This window comes from Thermosynechococcus sp. GLH187 (genome assembly GCF_031583395.1).
In the GTDB taxonomy this organism is placed as follows: domain Bacteria; phylum Cyanobacteriota; class Cyanobacteriia; order Thermosynechococcales; family Thermosynechococcaceae; genus Thermosynechococcus.
This window is the reverse complement of the sequence record NZ_CP134175.1, coordinates 1,398,985-1,416,299: the sequence shown is the minus strand read 5'-3', so window position 1 is coordinate 1,416,299 and position 17,315 is coordinate 1,398,985. Positions and strand designations below refer to the sequence as shown.

The 17,315-nt window shown below is 54.1% G+C and carries 21 protein-coding genes; 12 read left to right on the top strand and 9 right to left on the bottom strand.

The annotated features are described in order from the left end of the window. The first annotated feature begins 4 nt into the window (after positions 1-4). From RHI63_RS06830 to RHI63_RS06795, 8 genes are all read left to right on the top strand, one after another. Positions 5-157 carry a photosystem II reaction center X protein gene (locus RHI63_RS06830; RefSeq protein ID WP_149818106.1) on the top strand — a complete coding sequence of 51 codons (153 nt, stop codon included), beginning with the start codon at positions 5-7 and terminating at the stop codon, positions 155-157. A gap of 103 nt (positions 158-260) precedes the next feature. Further along, positions 261-1,103: a Ycf66 family protein gene (locus RHI63_RS06825; RefSeq protein WP_206199514.1), complete on the top strand. Its 843-nt coding sequence runs from the start codon at positions 261-263 to the stop codon at positions 1,101-1,103. A 33-nt stretch (positions 1,104-1,136) separates the two neighbouring features. Continuing rightward, a complete protein-coding gene (locus RHI63_RS06820) occupies positions 1,137-1,925 on the top strand; it encodes a nuclear transport factor 2 family protein (protein WP_225901512.1) in 789 nt (262 codons plus the stop codon). Next, positions 1,922-2,710 carry a septum site-determining protein MinC gene (minC, locus tag RHI63_RS06815; RefSeq protein ID WP_310821377.1) on the top strand — a complete coding sequence of 263 codons (789 nt, stop codon included), beginning with the start codon at positions 1,922-1,924 and terminating at the stop codon, positions 2,708-2,710. The genes RHI63_RS06820 and minC overlap by 4 nt, the downstream gene beginning before the upstream one ends. Before the next feature lie 38 nt (positions 2,711-2,748). Then, positions 2,749-3,552: a septum site-determining protein MinD gene (gene minD / locus RHI63_RS06810; protein WP_206199512.1), complete on the top strand. Its 804-nt coding sequence runs from the start codon at positions 2,749-2,751 to the stop codon at positions 3,550-3,552. Next, a complete protein-coding gene (gene minE / locus RHI63_RS06805; protein WP_206199511.1) occupies positions 3,549-3,869 on the top strand; it encodes a cell division topological specificity factor MinE in 321 nt (106 codons plus the stop codon). Before minD ends, minE begins: the two co-directional genes overlap by 4 nt. Then, a complete protein-coding gene (gene cruG, locus RHI63_RS06800) occupies positions 3,866-5,074 on the top strand; it encodes a 2'-O-glycosyltransferase CruG (RefSeq protein ID WP_255521429.1) in 1,209 nt (402 codons plus the stop codon). The genes minE and cruG overlap by 4 nt, the downstream gene beginning before the upstream one ends. 47 nt (positions 5,075-5,121) lie before the next feature. Continuing rightward, the gene (locus RHI63_RS06795; RefSeq protein ID WP_255521428.1) at positions 5,122-6,345 is read left to right on the top strand and encodes a methionine gamma-lyase family protein; all 1,224 of its coding nucleotides are present in this window, start codon (positions 5,122-5,124) and stop codon (positions 6,343-6,345) included. On the opposite strand, the gene RHI63_RS06790 is transcribed toward RHI63_RS06795, so the two are convergent. Then, on the bottom strand, positions 6,333-7,616 hold the full coding sequence (locus tag RHI63_RS06790) for a glycosyltransferase (protein WP_310742797.1): 1,284 nt from the start codon (positions 7,614-7,616) through the stop codon (positions 6,333-6,335). The genes RHI63_RS06795 and RHI63_RS06790 overlap by 13 nt on opposite strands. Positions 7,617-7,691: 75 nt before the next feature. Between RHI63_RS06790 and RHI63_RS06785 the strand changes: the two genes are divergently transcribed. Beyond that, positions 7,692-7,988, top strand: a complete 297-nt coding sequence (locus tag RHI63_RS06785; RefSeq protein ID WP_225901511.1) for a TM2 domain-containing protein — start codon at positions 7,692-7,694, stop codon at positions 7,986-7,988. Here RHI63_RS06785 and RHI63_RS06780 read toward each other — a convergent pair. Beyond that, complete coding sequence (locus RHI63_RS06780) at positions 7,985-8,413, bottom strand: hypothetical protein (RefSeq protein WP_206199508.1); 429 nt, start codon at positions 8,411-8,413, stop codon at positions 7,985-7,987. The genes RHI63_RS06785 and RHI63_RS06780 overlap by 4 nt on opposite strands. A 33-nt stretch (positions 8,414-8,446) precedes the next feature. Beyond that, entirely contained in the window at positions 8,447-8,779 is a 333-nt protein-coding gene (locus RHI63_RS06775; protein ID WP_206199507.1) for a DUF760 domain-containing protein, read from the bottom strand. A 138-nt stretch (positions 8,780-8,917) separates the two neighbouring features. On the opposite strand from RHI63_RS06775, the gene ebsA reads away from it, so the two are divergent. Beyond that, the gene (ebsA, locus tag RHI63_RS06770) at positions 8,918-9,292 is read left to right on the top strand and encodes a type IV pilus biogenesis protein EbsA (RefSeq protein WP_206199506.1); all 375 of its coding nucleotides are present in this window, start codon (positions 8,918-8,920) and stop codon (positions 9,290-9,292) included. A 45-nt stretch (positions 9,293-9,337) separates the two neighbouring features. Further along, on the top strand, positions 9,338-10,405 hold the full coding sequence (locus RHI63_RS06765) for a phosphotransacetylase family protein (protein ID WP_310800627.1): 1,068 nt from the start codon (positions 9,338-9,340) through the stop codon (positions 10,403-10,405). Here the strand turns inward: RHI63_RS06765 and RHI63_RS06760 are convergent. The 3 genes from RHI63_RS06760 to corA form a co-directional block, all read right to left on the bottom strand. Next, positions 10,402-11,469: an esterase-like activity of phytase family protein gene (locus RHI63_RS06760; RefSeq protein WP_310821376.1), complete on the bottom strand. Its 1,068-nt coding sequence runs from the start codon at positions 11,467-11,469 to the stop codon at positions 10,402-10,404. The genes RHI63_RS06765 and RHI63_RS06760 overlap by 4 nt on opposite strands. Before the next feature lie 9 nt (positions 11,470-11,478). Further along, on the bottom strand, positions 11,479-12,381 hold the full coding sequence (locus RHI63_RS06755; protein WP_206199503.1) for a Tic22 family protein: 903 nt from the start codon (positions 12,379-12,381) through the stop codon (positions 11,479-11,481). Positions 12,382-12,601: 220 nt separating this feature from the next. Next, positions 12,602-13,792: a magnesium/cobalt transporter CorA gene (corA, locus tag RHI63_RS06750; protein ID WP_206199502.1), complete on the bottom strand. Its 1,191-nt coding sequence runs from the start codon at positions 13,790-13,792 to the stop codon at positions 12,602-12,604. Between the two features lie 156 nt (positions 13,793-13,948). On the opposite strand from corA, the gene RHI63_RS06745 reads away from it, so the two are divergent. Beyond that, positions 13,949-14,827: a 4-hydroxybenzoate solanesyltransferase gene (locus tag RHI63_RS06745; RefSeq protein ID WP_310821375.1), complete on the top strand. Its 879-nt coding sequence runs from the start codon at positions 13,949-13,951 to the stop codon at positions 14,825-14,827. Here the strand turns inward: RHI63_RS06745 and RHI63_RS06740 are convergent. The 3 genes from RHI63_RS06740 to RHI63_RS06730 form a co-directional block, all read right to left on the bottom strand. Beyond that, positions 14,817-15,551, bottom strand: a complete 735-nt coding sequence (locus RHI63_RS06740) for a 2-phosphosulfolactate phosphatase family protein (RefSeq protein ID WP_149818073.1) — start codon at positions 15,549-15,551, stop codon at positions 14,817-14,819. The genes RHI63_RS06745 and RHI63_RS06740 overlap by 11 nt on opposite strands. Before the next feature lie 19 nt (positions 15,552-15,570). Continuing rightward, on the bottom strand, positions 15,571-16,257 hold the full coding sequence (gene psb32 / locus RHI63_RS06735; RefSeq protein WP_310744382.1) for a photosystem II repair protein Psb32: 687 nt from the start codon (positions 16,255-16,257) through the stop codon (positions 15,571-15,573). 101 nt (positions 16,258-16,358) lie between these two features. Further along, positions 16,359-16,751 (bottom strand): CHAT domain-containing protein, encoded by a 393-nt coding sequence (locus RHI63_RS06730; protein WP_255521427.1) that lies wholly within the window; start codon positions 16,749-16,751, stop codon positions 16,359-16,361. Between the last annotated feature and the right edge of the window lie 564 nt (positions 16,752-17,315).

Here is a 17,315-nt window from a genome sequence, read left to right as displayed (position 1 = left end):
AGCCATGATTCATTCTGCGTACCCTCTACTGTTGACCATTACCCCTTCTCTTAAAGGTTTCTTTATTGGGCTATTGTCCGGCGCGGTGGTGCTGGGTTTAACCTTCGCTGCTTTGATCACCATTAGTCAAATTGATAAAGTGCAGCGTTCTTCATAGGCAGCCAAGCAGCTGGTGGGCTTTGCAATCATCGCTAAAATAGAGTCATGGCCATAGCGCTGTGACTCTGTCTTTTATTTTGCCCCTTCAATCAACCGGTTAAATGACGTATCTTTCCTTTTCCCCCCTCCTTGGTCAAATTGTTAATGTCGGGCTTGGGCCTGCTGGTATTTTGGGCATTGGCCTAGCGGTTGCGGGGGCGCTCCTCTATTTTCTGCGCTCGGTTCAGCCAGAGTTAGCGCGAGATCACGATATTTTCTTCGCCGCAGTGGCTCTTCTGTGCGGTGGGATTCTCTTTTTCCAAGGGTGGCGCCTCGATCCAATTCTGCTCTTTGGCCAGTTTCTACTAACAGGCACCGCTGCCTTTTTTGCCTACGAGAGTATTCGGCTACGACGGGTGGCCACCGAGCAGGCGCGGCGAAATACCCCGATTGTGGATGAAGAGCGACCCGTGAGCCGTAGCTACACCTATCGAGCGGAGCTGGAGGAACTCGAACCCTACGAGGATGAAGAGGAAGAGGAGGAGGATTACCCACCCCTGCGGCGAATTCGGGGCAGTCGTGAGGTGTCGCGATCGCGCTATGAAGACGAGGATGTAGAGGATGCCCCCCCGGTCGGACGTTTACCCTCACGCCGCAGTAGCCCACCCCCTAGCCGCCCCAGTGTTCGGCGTCCCCCTTCAAGGCGTCCGCGACCGACCCCACCACCGGCAGATGAGATTGTCGATGAACCCTATCGTCCACCAACACCGACAACCCGCCGGCCAACCCGCCGACCGCCGCCGCCGATTACGGAAACTGCGGAAGTGAGCGATCGCCCTGTGCGACGGCGACCCCCCCGCCCCCGTCCGGAAGGCACAACGGATGGCAGTGAATATGTGCCCTATCAACCCTTGGATCGTCCTCCCACTGACGAGCAAGATAACTCCGCCAATTTTGATGAATAGACCTTAATGGCAAACGAGTCGCAAAGGCAGTGAATGATGCGTCGCTCTTTTTTGGTTTCAGTTCTTGGCTTGGCAGTGATCTGTGGGGGGATACAGGAGCAGACTTGGGCGGCTCCCCTCGCGCAAGCCACTCCGGCTGCTCTGCCAGAATCGTTGCAATCCCTCCTTAACGGGTTGGATACAGCAGCCAGTCAAAAGAATCTAGAGGCAGTGCTAGCCTTTTATGACCCTGAGTTCAAAACAGGGGACGGCCTCACCCTTGAAATTTTGCGCAAACAACTGCCGACGTTTTGGCAACCCTACCGTGACATCCGCTACCGCACGACGGTGAACCGTTGGCAACAGCAGGGAAATGAGTGGATTCTAGAGATTAGTACAACCATTGAAGGAGCCGGCGGCACGAGCGATCGCCCGCAAAACATTCGTGGCAACCTGCAAGCCACCCAAGTCATCCGCAACGGCAAAATCATCCGCCAAGACATTACCAGCGAAAAAACTACGATCACGATTGGTGCGACACCGCCTACGGTGCAATTCTCCCTCCCCCAAGCCGTGCGTGCGGGTGAAGAGTTTAGCCTTGATGCGATTGTGCAAGAACCCATTGGCAATGCCATTCTCCTTGGCGCCGCCAGCGATCAGCCCATCAACGCCCAAACCTACGCCAATCCTAGCCCCGTCAAATTGGAACTCCTCTCTGCGGGCGGGATTTTTAAGGTGGGACGTGCGCCTCAAGAAGCCGGTAATCGCTGGGTCTCTGTGGCCTTAATTCGCGATACGGGCATGGTTCTGATTACACAGCGACTGCGAGTGGAAAAACCATGAGTGAGTCTGAGTCAACCCCCGTAGAGGAACCTGCTGAAAGCCCTGCGGTAACTCTTGAGGTGGAGCAAAGCACACCCATTGTCAGCGGCCTTGCTTTAGAACACTGTGGAGGGCGCTACCGACTCACGTTGCCGGCCGATTTAGACTGGATTGACCTGTGGCCGCAGTTGCAACTTTACCTTGTCGGTCAAGAACACCTCTGGTCAGAGACCTTACCCGTAGATTGTGCCTGCGGACAGCGGCTTTTAGATCAGTCACAGCTTCAACAGTTGGCCGAGGCTCTCAGCGAGCATCAGTTGCGAATGGACAAGATTATTACCGAACGCCGCCAGACGGCGATCGCTGCCGCTACCCTTGGCTACAGTGTCCAGCAGGGGGAACTGCCACCCTTAATTGCAAAAGAGACTGAGGGGGACTCAGACCCCATGGCCAACCCCCTTTACTTGAAAACAACCCTGCGATCAGGCATGGAAATTCACCATGACGCCACTGTGGTGATTGTTGGCGATGTCAATGCAGGAGCCAGTATCATTGCTGCCGGCGATATTATCGTCTGGGGGCGATTACGCGGTATCGCCCACGCCGGTGCCAAGGGCAATCGGGGGGCACGGATTATGACCCTTGAAATGGCAGCCACACAGTTACGGATTGCTGATCTGTTGGCACGTACCCCAGAGCCGCCAAACCCGCCTTATCCAGAGGTGGCCTACGCCACAGACCAAGGGATTCAGATTGCCCCCGCCGATACTTGGGGGCGAGCCTTCGCCGTATCCGAGGCACCTTGAGATAATCTATTCTAGTAAGCCAATTCCTAGGGAGTTCAATGGGGCGCACGATTGTCATTACCTCGGGCAAAGGGGGCGTGGGGAAAACAACCGCCAGTGCCAATATTGGTGTGGCTTTGGCCAAATTGGGGCGATCGGTGGTGCTCATTGACGCCGACTTTGGCTTGCGTAACCTTGACCTACTACTCGGCTTGGAAAATCGCGTGGTTTACACCGCCATTGATGTGCTGACCGGGCAGTGTCGCTTGGATCAAGCCCTTGTGCGCGATAAACGCCTGAATAGGCTGGTGTTGCTGCCCGCAGCCCAAAGCCGCAATAAGGATGCCATTACCCCAGAACAGATGCGACAGTTGGCCTCAGCCCTGAGCAAGCACTATGATTACGTGCTCATTGATTGTCCAGCGGGGATCGAGGCGGGATTTCGCAATGCCATTGCCCCTGCGCAGGAAGCCTTGGTGGTGACCACGCCAGAAATTGCCGCTGTACGGGATGCCGATCGCGTGATTGGCCTGCTGGAGGCCTACCGCATTCGCAATAGCCATCTCATTTTGAATCGCTTACGCCCAGCAATGGTGGCTGCCAACGATATGATGTCCGTCGAAGATGTCCAAGAAATTCTCTCGATTCCCCTGATTGGCATTGTCCCCGAGGATGAGAAGGTGATTGTTTCCACCAACAAAGGGGAACCCTTGGTCTTGGCAGAGTCGCTGTCCCTAGCGGGGCAGGCCTTTATGAATATTGCCCGTCGCTTGGAGGGGGAAAAGGTTGAGTTTCTTGATTTAGAGGCGGCAAGCGGTGGACTCTTTGGTCGCATTCGACGCTTGTTTGGGGCAAAGGGATGATCAGTGAACTTTTAGAGCGGCTGTTTACCCGTACTCCCCCCAGTCGCACCACTGCCAAGGAGCGTTTAAAGTTAGTTCTTGCCCACGATCGCACGGCCCTGACACCGCAAATTTTGGACAATCTGCGGCGCGATATTTTAGAGGTGGTCTCCCGCTATGTGGAGCTAGAAACGGAGGGGCTAGCGGTTTCCCTAGAGTCGGATCAGCGGACAACGGCTTTGATTGCCAATTTACCGATTAAACGGCTGAAACTGTCTCCAGAGGACGTTCCGCCCCCCGAAAATTCGCCAGCAGAGGACGAGGCAGAAGAAAATTGAGTACCGTTGCAGTTGGCATAGCAGCGATCGCCAGCGCCGCGATCCTGGCACAGGCACCTTGGGCAGCTGTTTTAATCGCCCGTTTAGGGCTAGGTTGGCGACGACCGACTCCCTTAACCCCCCAGCCCTCCCGCCCAGAGAACTTAGCCAAAGTCTCAATTGTTGTCCCCACCCTCAATGAGGCACAGCGGTTGCAACCCTGTTTAGAGGGCTTAATGCGTCAAGGCTACGAGGTGCGGGAAATTCTGATTGTTGATAGTCATTCCCAAGATGGCACGGCTGAGATTGTGCAGGCAGCGCAACACCGCGATCCGCGTCTGCGACTGGAGTTTGATCCCCCCTTACCGCCGGGGTGGGTGGGGCGGCCTTGGGCCTTACATACGGGCTTTTGTCGTGCCCATCCCGATAGTGAGTGGATTTTGGGCATTGATGCGGATACCCAACCGCAACCCGGCCTTGTGGCTAGTCTTTTGGCGACAGCAGAGCAGGAGCAACTGGATCTGATTTCTCTCTCGCCTCGCTTTATCCTCAAGACCGGCGGTGAATGGTGGCTGCAACCGGCGTTGCTCTTGACGCTGATCTACCGCTTTGGCGCAGCGCGCGCTGTGGAAACTCAGCCGGAGCGGATTTTGGCCAATGGTCAGTGCCTACTCATTCGGCGATCGCGCCTCGAGGCAATGGGCGGCTACCAGGTTGCCGCTTCCTCCTTTTGTGATGATGTAACGTTAGTGCGGGCGGCAGCAGCTAGGGGAGCACGGGTGGCCTTTCGCGATGGCTCCAAGGTGCTCAAGGTGCGGATGTATGAGGGCATGGCGGAAACATGGCGAGAATGGGGGCGATCGCTGGATCTCAAGGATGCCACCCCAGCCGCCCAGCTCTGGGGCGATGCCTATTTCCTCTGGGCAGTACAGGGATTACCGTTGCCCCTGTTGATTTTGGGCTTGATGGCACTGGCAATGACTACTCCCAGCCTTCCTTTAGAGATGGCGACACTGCTCAATGGCTTGCTGGTGCTGATCCGCTGCGGCATGACACTGGCGATCGCCCCTGTCTATGATTGGCAGACGGGTCAAGGGCACTGGCTCTTTTGGCTGTCTCCCCTTGCGGATCCCCTCGCCGCCCTGCGAATTACCCTCTCCTCTTGGCAACGCCCTAAGCAGTGGCGAGGACGCATTTATCCTGCCAAGACTCAGACTTTGGTTTAAGTCTTTATCTTTATGACACTTGCCGTTGCTCAATGATTAGTCTCGACGTGAAAACTCCACTTGTAACTGCTGCCCAAGAGGCACTTGCCCCAACGTTTAACGAAATTGATGGCCGCGTTAAGGAAAATTTGGATCGGGTTCTAGGGGCGTTTCGGCAGCAGCGGCTGGGGGTGCATCACTTCAGTAGCATGACGGGCTATGGTCATGGCGACCTAGGGCGTGAGGTGCTGGATCGCGTTTTTGCGCAGGTGATGGGGGCTGAGGCGGCCTTGGTGCGGGTGCAATTTGTTTCTGGTACCCACGCGATCGCCACGGCGCTATTTGGTGTGCTGCGCCCTGGGGATGAACTGGTGTCCCTTGCCGGTGCCCCCTACGACACCCTAGAAGAGGTGATTGGCCTGCGGGGTCATGGCCAAGGTTCCCTCAAGGACTTTGGGATTCACTATCGCGAAATTCCCCTCCTGAGTACGGGCGAACCGGATTGGGGGGCGATCGCCACCTGTGTCCAACCTCAAACCCGCATGGTGCTCATTCAACGCTCCTGTGGCTATACATGGCGGCCGAGCCTCAGCCTTGAGGACATTGGCAAAATGATCCAACTGATCAAGGGGCAAAATCCCAATGTGGTTTGTTTTGTGGATAATTGCTACGGCGAATTTGTCGAGACCCAAGAACCGCCCCATGTTGGCGCCGATTTGATTGCGGGTTCTCTGATTAAAAATCCCGGCGGCACGATCGCCACCGCGGGGGGCTACTTAGCAGGACGCGCTGATCTCATTGAGCAAGCCAGTTATCGCCTCACGGCACCGGGGATTGGCCACGAAGGGGGTGCCACATTTGATCAACATCGTCTGCTCTTTCAAGGGCTGTTCTTAGCACCGCAAATGGTCGGCGAAGCCCTCAAGTGCGCCCATCTCTTGGCCTATGTCTTTGACCAATTGGGTTATCCCGTCAACCCCGCCCCCCTTGCCCCCCGCCGCGATGTCATTCAAGCGATCCAATTGGGCAGTCCTGAAAAGCTGATTGCCTTTTGCCGTACGTTGCAACGTTACTCCCCGGTGGGTTCCTATCTTGATCCTGTACCTGCGCCCATGCCCGGCTATGCCGATGATCTAGTGATGGCTGGGGGCACGTTTATTGACGGCAGCACGTCGGAACTGTCTGCCGATGGCCCTTTGCGTCCACCCTATATTGTCTTTTGTCAGGGGGGAACCCACTGGACCCATATGGCCTTGATTTTAGAGGCTCTCCTAGAGGATCAGGCTTTTTGAGGCCAGCCGTAGGCTTGGGCAACCGCTTCCCATTGGCACAAAATGCTCTGCTCAAAGGCGTCCTGCCACGTGGGGCACGTTGCTTGGGTGATCTGGTGTGCCTGTGTTCCCATCCGCTGGCGATAGTGGGCATCATCTAACAGCGGGGTAATGGCGGCTGCCCAATCTTGGGGGTCGCGACTGTAAACCACCACCCCATCCTCCCCTGAGGTTTGGACATATTTGCGCCCGCCATCAAACCCAGAAATGACAACGGGTAATCCTGCCGCTCGTGCTTCCACCACCACATTGGGCCCTGTTTCCGACTCTGAGGGAAAGACGAATAGATCACTGCTGGCATAAATTGCCCCTAATTTTTCCTGGGGTACCTTGCCTGTGAGGGTGACGCGATCGCCCAAAAGGTCTTTGACAAGGGTAGCCTGTGCCCCTTCGCCAACAATCAACACATGGAATGCCTTTCCTTGATTGGTTAACACTTGAGCTGCCTGCGCTAACAGGAGCACATTTTTACTGGCATCTACCCGACCGACAAAAAGCGCGATCGGCACCTCTGGCAGGTGATACTCCTCCCGTAGCCATTGGGGATTGCGAAATCGCGGATGAAAGCGATCGCGATCGATGCCCCGCTGAAACCACGCCACCCGCTCAGGGGGCAAAAACGTGAGCAGCCAATCGGCATCCTGCTGCCGCGAGACCAAGACGCGATCGCTAGCACGCATAAAGCCCGCTAATTTACGTTCGGCTCGGTAACCAAACCACTGATCCACTTGTAATTTCTCCAGCCATAGCCACCGCCAAAATTCTCGCCCCCAACTGCGGCCACTCATGCGCCAAATAATTTCCCGCGAATAGGTGCGGGTCAATAAGGGCAAATCCGTGTGAATCGAACTGAGGAGAGGACGATGGTACTGGCGACAAAAGCGGCGCACCGTTTGAGCAAAGCTAAAAGTATCCGTAATGTGAAACACCTGATGTTGGGGTAAATAACGGCGCAATCCCCAATGCAAGGGAGCTACATCGGTCACGCCTGCCCCTTGGCGCATAATTTCCAGTGAGTGCGTGCTGAACTGGGGCGGTAGCAATTGGTAGCGAACATTGGCTGCTACCTCTAGGGTTTGCTGTTTGGCACCAAGGAAGTAAATGGTCAGGTCAACGCAGTCTGGGTAGTGGCTGGCAGCTTCCGCAAAACGTTCCCAACATTTGACGTGTCCCCCGGCATTGGGTTGCCATTCTAGGCAAATAAAGACAGCAACAGATAGTGGTTGTGGCAATCCAGACTCCTCAAGGTTGCGTTTTGCTAAAGATTAACTGAATATCGCATTTAGAGTCATTCACAGTGAGCAATAATGGGCTACCGTAATCGCGCGATCGCCATTCTCTTAGCCTTGGCCGGCATCTTTCTCCCCGGACTCCATAAGTTTTATTTGCGCCAACCCCTGTGGGGTGGCGTTTACCTCATGCTGGGGCTACTCTTTTCGACGGTGCCCTACGGTTCTCTGGGTAGCATTGCTCGCATTGCCTGTGTGATTGAGGCCGTGTGGTATTTGTTTCAGGGAGCCGATGCCTTTGATGCCACCTTCAATCCTGAGATTAGTGCCGTCGTTCCGAAGCTCCCTGCGTCTCGTCTTGAGGAAGCGAATTAATACCGCCAGTAGCGACGACCCTGCCAAAAAATCCCCACGGCTGTGCCAATCAGGAACACCTCTGTGAGTGGAAAAAATAGGGGGCGCAGTCCCAATGTGCCGCTAAAAAAGCTCAAGAACACACTGGCCATTAGGACACACAGAAATAACGCCCAGAGGGTGCCGCTATAGATCGGCGCTGGGTTAAACCACACCTCCAAAGAGATCACTGCCACCATTCCAAGGCCAATGCTCAGACCAAGGCGGACTAGGAGACCCAAAGGAGGCTGAAGTAGGATGATCAACGCCTCGCCGACAGATGCGACGGCACCGGCAATATAGTAAAGCCCCGTATCAAACAGCGCTGCAAGCAGGGCAACAAGAAGACCTGTGGGCACCAGCGATCGCCAAGGCAGTGCCTTAAACTGTTGCCAAGGATCGGACACAAGCAAGACTCACAATAAGTATGTGGGTAGAACCTAGGGCATAGGTAAATCGCCGAGGCTCATTTCCAGTTCCATGCGCTGTTCTATCTGGCGCAGAAAATACCCCGTCATCATGGCTGAGGCCAATAACCCCGCAAGGTTGTCGCGATCGGTGGCAATTTGGACATTAAAATCCTCGGAGGGAAGGCCGCCCACGAGACCTTGGACATTCTGGCTGATAATTTGGCGAATTTCTGGACTGACGGAACGGGCAATACGGGTCAAAACTTCTGGCGATTGGCTTTGCAGGTACTTCAGGAGCAGATTGGGCTGCCCATCATCCGTAGAAGACTGGTAGAAATTAGCGTTTCCGGGATCAAAAACCATAGGCAGTGCTCGTTAGTTATGTTAACTATATGTTACCAAACCAAAATGCGCTACTAGAGCGAAGACTCCCGTGCTACCTGCTCTACCTGTAGAATAGACCTCAGCACTCGGTGAGACTGAATACACAAGGATTCTTGCATGACCGCCCTCGATCAGCTTCAGCCTGCCAACCCCCGGGAAGTCAATATCTTTGCCCCCTATATGCGTGCTGAGAAACGTCCGCTGCTGCCCTTGGGCATCGCCCTCTACCGTTTGGGGAAGTTGGAGGGACAACGGGGGATTGAAGGCGGTAACAATGTTGATTTTATTGCCACATGGACAATCGCCAATTTGCCGGCGGATTTATCCCGTTGTACGGTGACCTTTGATAATTCGCCTGATCTCCAGTACGAAATGTCCATCACCACGTTTGAACTGGTGGATCATCTCATTGATGTAATTATTAACTATAAAAAACATCGTATTGCCGATTTTTCAAAAGCGTTTTATCGTAAGCTGTTACGGCTTGACTAAGGATAGCGTGTTCAGGGTTGGGGTTGTGGGAGGAGTAACTAAACGGTGGCGAAGCATTTATTAATTGGTTCCATTGTGCCCTATAGCGGTAAGTCGGCAACGGTTTTAGGCTTGGCCAAGCTCTGTCGCGATCGCCATCTGCGCATTGCCTATGGTAAGCCCTTGGGCACCTACCAACCCGCTACCGAGAGTGAAGACACTGAAGCCGATGTCAGTTTTTTACAGCAAACCCTCAACCTAGAGAATGTGCGGCCGACATTGCTCACGCTGACGCCAGAAGCCATCAAGGCACGGCTCATGGGCACAGATCAGCAGGATTATCGCCAAGCCCTAGCAGCCTATCACACTATCAATAGTGAAGACTTGGTGCTCCTCGAAGGGCCAGCCACATTAGCCGAGGGGCGGCTGTTTGATTTGGGGTTAGCTCAGATGGCAGCGGTGTTGGATGCACCCATTTTACTGGTGGTGCGCTACGAGTCCCCCTTGGTGGTGGAATCGCTCCTCCTCGCCAAGTCGGAATTGGGCGATCGCCTATTGGGGGTGATCATCAACGATATTCCCCAACCTGAAGCCCAACCCTTGCCTGCCATTCGCCAATATCTCGAGGCACACCAAATTCCAGTTTTTGGTATGTTGCCCCGCAGTCAGTTGCTGCGCAGTGTCAGTGTCAAGGAATTGGTACGCCAGTTAAATGCCGAAGTTTTGTGCCGTCCGGATCGCTTGGATTTGCTGGTAGAAGAACTCACCATTGGGGCAATGAACGTCAGTGCTGCCTTGAAGTATTTCCGTAAAGCGAACAATATGGCGGTGATTACCGGGGGCGATCGCACCGATATTCAATGGGCGGCCTTGGAGACCTCCACCCACTGTCTGATCCTCACGGGGCATTTGCCGCCTTCCCCTGCGATTCTTGCCCGTGCCGAAGAGTTGGAAATTCCCATTCTCTCGGTGGACTTAGACACCCTAACAGCCGTGGAAATTGTGGATCGTGCCTTTGGTCAGGTGCGCCTCCATGAAATCGCTAAAGTCAAATGCGTCGAACAAATGATGCAGGAGCATGTGGAGGGCGATCGCCTGTTAGCACAACTGGGACTCTTGACCGTTGAGGCCTAGCGCTGGAAGGTTAAGGCAAAAATCAGGACTTGGGTCGGCGTCTTGCCATCAAAGTTGTTGTCGCCAATGATGTAGAGCGATCGCGCCCCATCGGCCAAGGGGGGACCCAAGCTCATCCCCTCCAAATTGGTCAAGGGAATCCCCAGCGTCTTGAAATCCAAAATCAGCCGTTTCTGCACAGGGCGGAGAGTGCGCAGATCAACCGGTAACGTGGCCATGCCAAGGGTATCTGTCGCCCCCGCTAGGGATACTTCAAAGAGCTTGATGCCATGCCCTGCTCCCGGACTATAGGTGCGCTCCAAGCTCAGAAAATGGCCACCATTGTCAAGGGCAAGTAGCTCCACGAGGCCATTAAACAGGGCCTCTGAGGGTTCCAAGGGATAGAGATGCTCCGCCACCAACACAGGGGCAACATCCCCCCGCAGGTAATGGAGCAGGCGGCAGTAAATGGGGATATTGGGGCGGACATCTTGGGCAAGGGCCGATTCAACGCCGACAAACAGGCGATCGCCCGCCGGCGAAAGCGTCAGTGCCTCAAAACCAAGATTATTGCGAATGCCCTGCTGACCATTGGCGAGATAGTACTTGGGCATAGGGAGAGCTGCAATGGTTCGTCCATTCGCGCGCTCAAACTCTTTGATCCAAGGGGGGCTAGCCGTGGCCGTTACCCCTTCACTGCTAATTACAAGGTGCCCCTCAGGCGTCAGCGCAATCCCCTCAGTGTCGGCAGTGTTGGGCGGATACACCTCACCATTAGGCTGCTGGAGAAAGGTTACGTCCTTGGGGGTAATGGTTTCGGGAGTGATTTCGAGGGTGTAAAACCGAGGTTGCTGGCGATCGTCACTAATGGCATAGAACTGCTGTTGACGCGGATCGTAGATCAAACCCGACAGCCCCCCCACCTCGGTATTCTGCCACTGGCTGCCAACGGCTAATTGCACTTCGCCACGAAATTCCACCCCGACATTCAGAAACAGGCGCTCCTCTGCTCGCACTTGAGGCAGGGCACATCCCCACAGGAAGCCAAGGAGCAGAATTGCCGTTAGCAGGTGTCGCCAGGGCATGGGTGTGTCTTAGCGGTTGCGGTTTGTGCCTTGACCGCCCCCCTGTTGATTTGGGCGCTGGGGAGACGCGGGTTGATTCGCTTGATTGGGTCGCTGGGCATTATTGCCACCGCTCTGTTGCACGGCAAACTGAATCGCCTCAGGGGTTTGTACCAGTTGAATTTGACCCGCCACAGGATCGTTGGTGCTCAACATGGTTGCCACCAAATTATCCAGCATGACGACGCGAATCCCGGTATCCTTGGCCAGTTCAGGACGCTGCTGGCGGGCTTGATCCACTTCCCGTTGGAGTTGGGTTTTATCAAAGTAAAAGGGAATAAACCGCTGGGTGCGGGTCTGGCCGTTTTCGCGCATTTGGGCTTCAATGGCAATGGGGTTGCCTGTTTTGCTATCTGCTAGGAAAAAGAGGGGGGTACCGCCCATGAACGGCCTACCATCCTTGGTGAGAATTTTGCCATCGCGTTCCACTAGATCGCCACTTTGTTTGAGCAGATTCACCGCTGCTTCCAGTTGTGGTCTGGAGGGGATAATGTCCACACCAATGGCAGGATTTTTTTGGCTTTCGAGGGCAATTTTCACCGCCCCACTGAGAGCGGCTGCCGAGACCCGCGCCACGCGACCCACATCCGGTTGCTGGGTTTTAATGGTGTTCAGGGCAGTTTGGGCATCCTGCTGATTGACAAAGAAGGTAAAAACTTGAATTTTCTTGCTTTGATCTTGGGGATTGGGCATCTCAAAGGTCAGCGGTTCCCCCTTATCATTGGTGATCATAAAAATGGGCACATTGTTGAGGATGCGCAACACTTGTTCTTCGGGCAAGGCAGTGGCAATGTCATAGCGGCTGATGGCGGGTGCTAGCCATAGGCTACTCACTAACCCTGCCAAAACACCCAAGTGTGCCAATCTTTTCATACAGTCTCCTAATTCATGCTTGATTGCAGTCGGTTAACTCTCCCAATCCCATTCTTCACGTGTGGAGAGAGGGGCGATCGCCCTGTAGTACCTAACTCACACCAAAACTTATGCACGTAACAAGTGAGTATTTTTACATATGAAGTACTCCCTTTGCTTTCCCACCCTAAGCCAATTTGACGCAAGGGACAAGGGGCAAGTTTCTAAAGTCGATGGGGAACTAGCGTTCAGTATCTAGGGAGCCTATACTGGTGCTGCTTTGGAACCAGCCCTTGCGCCAGAAAAAGAAAAATAAACTGCCCGCCACGGTAAGCATGACCGCCCAGCAGGCTGGATAGCCCCAATACCACTCCAGTTCAGGCATATTCCAAGGGGAGGTATCGGGATCAAAGTTCATGCCATAGATACCGACAATAAAGGTCAGCGGTATGAAAATGGTCGAAATGATCGTCAGAATTTTCATAATTTCGTTCATTTTATTGCCAACGGAAGAAAGATACACATCCATCAAACTGGCCGCCAGTTCACGGTAGGTTTCCACCATATCTAGCACTTGAATGGCATGGTCATAGCAATCTCGTAGGTAGATGCGCACTTCCTCGGAGAGAAGGGGGCTGGGATCGCGAATCATGGCATTGATGGCATCCCGTTGTGGCCAAATGGCACGGCGCAGCGCCAGTAATTCGCGGCGCACTTGGTGGACTTCTTCGAGAATGGCGCGACTAGGACGGGTAACTACGGCATCTTCTAATTCCTCAATGCGCTCGCCGTAGTCTTCTAGAACCGGGTAGAAGCCATCAATAATGGCATCCAAAAGGGCATAGGCTAAATAATCGGGGCCATAGCGACGAATGATGCCGCGACTGGTGCGAATCCGCTGCCGAACCATGTCAAAACAATCCCGTTCGGGTTCTTCTTGTACTGTGAGCAAGAAATGCGGCCCCAAGACAAAGCTCACTTGTTCAGTATAAAAGCCGTGTTCATTTTCCTTGGGGGTGACCATGCGGGTAATCAGCACAAGGTAATCGTCATGATCCTCAACTTTGGGGCGCTGGGGGACATTGACAATATCTTCAAGGACAATGGGGTGCAGGTGAAAAACTTGGCCAAGTCGCCGCATCACGTCTTCATCGCCAATCCCTTGAACATCTATCCAACTGACGGAGGGACTGCTGAGGTAGGGGCCACATTCTTCCGGCGTTTCTAAAACGCGACGGCTGGCCTGATCCGGCTGATAGTCAATGAGAATAATTGTCGGCGGTGGCGCATCGGCCTCAATACTGAGGGTACCGGGCATGGCGCCGGGTTCATCAAAGAAGTAATCTTCGAGATAGTTATCTTCTTCCTCGGCGGGGGGTGTGGGGTCTGGCGGGGCAGCACTACGGAAAAAGTGAAAGGGTTTTCTGGCCATAAAAGGGGAAATCGACAGAGTGCAAACGGGCTAACTAGAAACCTAGGGCAAATGGGGCGGCAACGTCCCAAAATCGCCTGAAAAGTTAAGATTTTTAAGTGTAGTGGCATTCACGGTGGGAGCGGTGTGGTGAATTCTCAAGTTTCGAGAACCTCAGTGCCAACTTGGGTGGCCATTGCCCAACTGTTGCGGTGGCATAAGCCTGCGGGTCGTTTGATTCTCCTCATTCCGGCGCTGTGGTCCTTAACTTTGGCGAGTGAGGGCTTGCCGTCGTTGCAGTTGCTGCTGATTATCACGGTGGGGGCGATCGCCACCAGTGCGGCGGGCTGCATTGTCAATGACTGCTGGGACCGCAATATTGACCCCCATGTGCAGCGGACTCAAAACCGCCCCCTAGCCAGTCGCCGCCTTTCCCTCAGTGTGGCCTTGGGCTTGATGGTGATTGCCTTCCTCTGTGCTTGGGGATTGACGTTTTACCTCACTCCCTTGGGGTATTGGCTGGCGGTGGCCGCAGTGCCGGTGATTCTGCTCTATCCCTTGGCGAAGCGAGTCTTTCCCATTCCGCAACTCGTTTTGGCAGTGGCTTGGGGGTTTGCTGTCCTCATTCCTTGGGCAGCGGTACAGGGACGCTTAACCTTGACCACCGCGTGGTTGTGGGTGGCAGTGGTGATGTGGACATTGGCCTTTGATACGGTGTATGCCATGCCCGATCGCCCCGACGATCGCCGACTGAGAGTAAATTCCAGTGCCTTATTTTTCGGTGCCTATGCGCCCTTGGCGATCGCGCTATTTTATGGGCTGACGGTGGTGTTCCTGATCATTGTTGGCTGGAGTGCGGGACTCACTTGGCGATTTTGGCTGGCCTTGGCCGTGACCACCTACTTTTGGCTGCGGCAATCTCTACAAATTTATACCCACGAACGCCGTGACACCCAAACCACAACGCTCCCCATTCAGACCTATGGTCGTTACTTCAATGAAAATGTCTGGTTGGGCTTTTTGCTCTGGGTGGGGATGTGGTGCCCTAGGCCTTAGTCAAGAGCTTGGGGGAAACCTGCCACGGCACAATGGCCAGAATATCCACTTGGGCACAATATTTGAGATCGGCTTCATTGCCAAGGTTGAGCAGGCGCTGCCCGTGGCTGGAATGGTGAAAGAGGGTCAATAGATCATCTTGGTAGTAGCGGTACAAAGCAGTGGCAGCAATAGTTTCGTCATTACCCGCAAGGGCTTCGAGGGGGGCATCCTGCTGACCCCAGAGGTGATGAATCAGCGCGCCAGCACAGACGGTATCTTCGAGGGAATAGCTACCTTCCCAGCCCGAACCAACAATCCAGATGGTTTCCGGTTGATGTTTTTGGACAAACTCGGCAACGGCAGCACGGTTGACAAGGGCGGCGGCAAGAACGAGGGGACTGGCTTGAATTCGCTCAAGGGAACGGGTGCCATTGGTGGTGCTCATAAAGAGGCGACATCCTTTTACCCGCTCTGGCAAGCATTCAGCAGGAGAGTTGCCCATGTCAAAGCCAGCAACTTTTTTCCCACCCCGTTCACCAACGCGAATCCGCTTGGCTGCCGGCCACTGCTGACTCACTTGTTCTAGCTCTGCTAGATCACTAAAGACTTGAACGGCTTCTGCCCCAGCCGCAAGAGCAGTGGCGATCGTAGTGGTTGCCCGCAGGACATCAACAGCAATGGCACAGTCGGGTTGCCAGTCGGCTGGTACACGCTCTGGTGTGTGGTAGGTATAGATTTTCATAAATGGAAGGGGAGCTTGGCTACGATGATCCTTGATACATAAAGTATGTCACCATTGGGATCACTGTAGCGGCGATTAGCAGGGCAACGACGATAATTGTGGCGGAGCGATCGTCGGTTTCCTCTTTGCTCTTGTAGGTTTTCTCGACAACCACTTCGCGTACTACGGGCGGGCCTGGATCCGGTTCGCCTTTGAGGACTTTCGCAAGACGATCGACGGTGTCAAGGACTGATTGATTGTAGTTGCCATCCCGTAGGGGCACCCGCATCGTTTCTTGGACAATACTTTCGGCAGTTTCAGGATTCAAGCGTTCGGCCACGGCCTCGCCATAGTGAATCGCTGTGCCATTGGTAACGGTATCGAGGGCAATGATCACCTGATTGGCTTGGGACTCAGGATCGGGAAACCACTGGTTAAAGAGGTCATCCACAAAGCTCTGGGGGGTTTCACCATAGTCGAGGCGGTGCAGTGTAACTACATGAACATTGATGCCCGCTGCCTCGGAGAGGTCTTGGAGCGATCGCCCGACACTGCCTTGGGTGACGGCACTAAGCACATTACCTTCATCAACGACCCCGGCCGCTGTTTCCGGCAAAGGGATATCGATCGCGCTGGTTGCCCAGACGGGGGTGACCCACAACGTACTAGCGAGTAGTGCCAGCAAAAGATAGCGAATGCCGTTTTTCCAAGCCACTTGCCAATGCATCTGTGCTTAATCCTGTATCTCTCAATGCAATTTTCTCAGATGTTGCTTGCAAAAATAAATTTTCTTCTAACAAATCTTAAAACGATGGCCAGAAAATTGCTTTACCAAGGAGCGCCCACGAGTGTAAAGCCTGCCCAAAAATAAGGTGCTTGGAATCTTGAATATCTCAGAAGGTGTAATTGAGCCTTTTGCAGAGCAGCAACTTTACTAGCAGTGTGGTGCAGATGGCTATAGAAGTGTTCCATGAGTTCTAGGGTACCCGCATCACTCACTTGCCAGAGGCTAGCGACGGCACTTTTGGCACCCGATTGAAGGGCAAGACCCGCAAAGCCTAACTCCGCGCGATCGTCTCCCAGAGCGGTTTGACAGGCACTCAAAACCAGCAGTTCGAGAGGGGGTTGCTCTAGATTAAGTTGGGGGAGGTTTTGCAGCGTGACTGTTTCACTGCCCCACAGTTGAATAAAGGACTCTTGGGCTTGACCGGGGCGAAACAAGGCATGGGTAGCCAGATGAACGATGCCATCAGATCAGCTTGCGACACTGCTGGCACAGTCAGCAACAGTGGCTCTCCCTGTAGAGAGGTAACTAAGAGCTTAATCTCGTTGGCCGTTGGTACCAAGTGCAAAAGAGCTGTGCGCCGACCCGTACGCTTGGACATTTGCCTGAGAATGCGCTGAATGGCAGAGGGATTGAGTCGCCGACTAGTAAATTGATTTTGAAAATAAACTTCATATTCCCGTTGCCAAGTGGCCTCGCGACCTGTGAGAAATTCCCCTGCACCAGCGGGTAAGGCACTTTGAGCAATGGACTGAAGAGACAGCACCAACACCAGAGCAATACAGATTCGGAGGAGGTGTCGGTGCATCTTTAGTGTTCCAAGAAAGTGTTGTCGCTCTAGCCAAGCTATATCTTAGCCAATGCACCATTCAAGTGTTTTTTTCAGAGGAGAGACAGTGACTGCCAATGCAGAATTCAACACTGGACGATAGACATTGAGCCAGCGAGTAATGGTGGACTCGTTGCGATGGAGCAACTAGGCAATTTGTGGACGGCTTTTG

Bases quoted from the DNA above. Each gene is read 5' to 3' on its own strand.
- ebsA (WP_206199506.1), top strand. From the start codon at position 8,918: ATGACCGCCCTCGATCAGCTTCAGCCTGCCAACCCCCGGGAAGTCAAT.
- RHI63_RS06755 (WP_206199503.1), bottom strand. From the start codon at position 12,381: ATGAAAAGATTGGCACACTTGGGTGTTTTGGCAGGGTTAGTGAGTAGC.
- RHI63_RS06820 (WP_225901512.1), top strand. From the start codon at position 1,137: ATGATGCGTCGCTCTTTTTTGGTTTCAGTTCTTGGCTTGGCAGTGATC.
- minE (WP_206199511.1), top strand. From the start codon at position 3,549: ATGATCAGTGAACTTTTAGAGCGGCTGTTTACCCGTACTCCCCCCAGT.
- psb32 (WP_310744382.1), bottom strand. From the start codon at position 16,257: ATGCATTGGCAAGTGGCTTGGAAAAACGGCATTCGCTATCTTTTGCTG.
- RHI63_RS06760 (WP_310821376.1), bottom strand. From the start codon at position 11,469: ATGCCCTGGCGACACCTGCTAACGGCAATTCTGCTCCTTGGCTTCCTG.
- RHI63_RS06825 (WP_206199514.1), top strand. From the start codon at position 261: ATGACGTATCTTTCCTTTTCCCCCCTCCTTGGTCAAATTGTTAATGTC.
- RHI63_RS06740 (WP_149818073.1), bottom strand. From the start codon at position 15,551: ATGAAAATCTATACCTACCACACACCAGAGCGTGTACCAGCCGACTGG.
- RHI63_RS06830 (WP_149818106.1), top strand. From the start codon at position 5: ATGATTCATTCTGCGTACCCTCTACTGTTGACCATTACCCCTTCTCTT.
- RHI63_RS06775 (WP_206199507.1), bottom strand. From the start codon at position 8,779: ATGGTTTTTGATCCCGGAAACGCTAATTTCTACCAGTCTTCTACGGAT.
- minC (WP_310821377.1), top strand. From the start codon at position 1,922: ATGAGTGAGTCTGAGTCAACCCCCGTAGAGGAACCTGCTGAAAGCCCT.
- RHI63_RS06785 (WP_225901511.1), top strand. From the start codon at position 7,692: ATGGGCTACCGTAATCGCGCGATCGCCATTCTCTTAGCCTTGGCCGGC.
- minD (WP_206199512.1), top strand. From the start codon at position 2,749: ATGGGGCGCACGATTGTCATTACCTCGGGCAAAGGGGGCGTGGGGAAA.
- corA (WP_206199502.1), bottom strand. From the start codon at position 13,792: ATGGCCAGAAAACCCTTTCACTTTTTCCGTAGTGCTGCCCCGCCAGAC.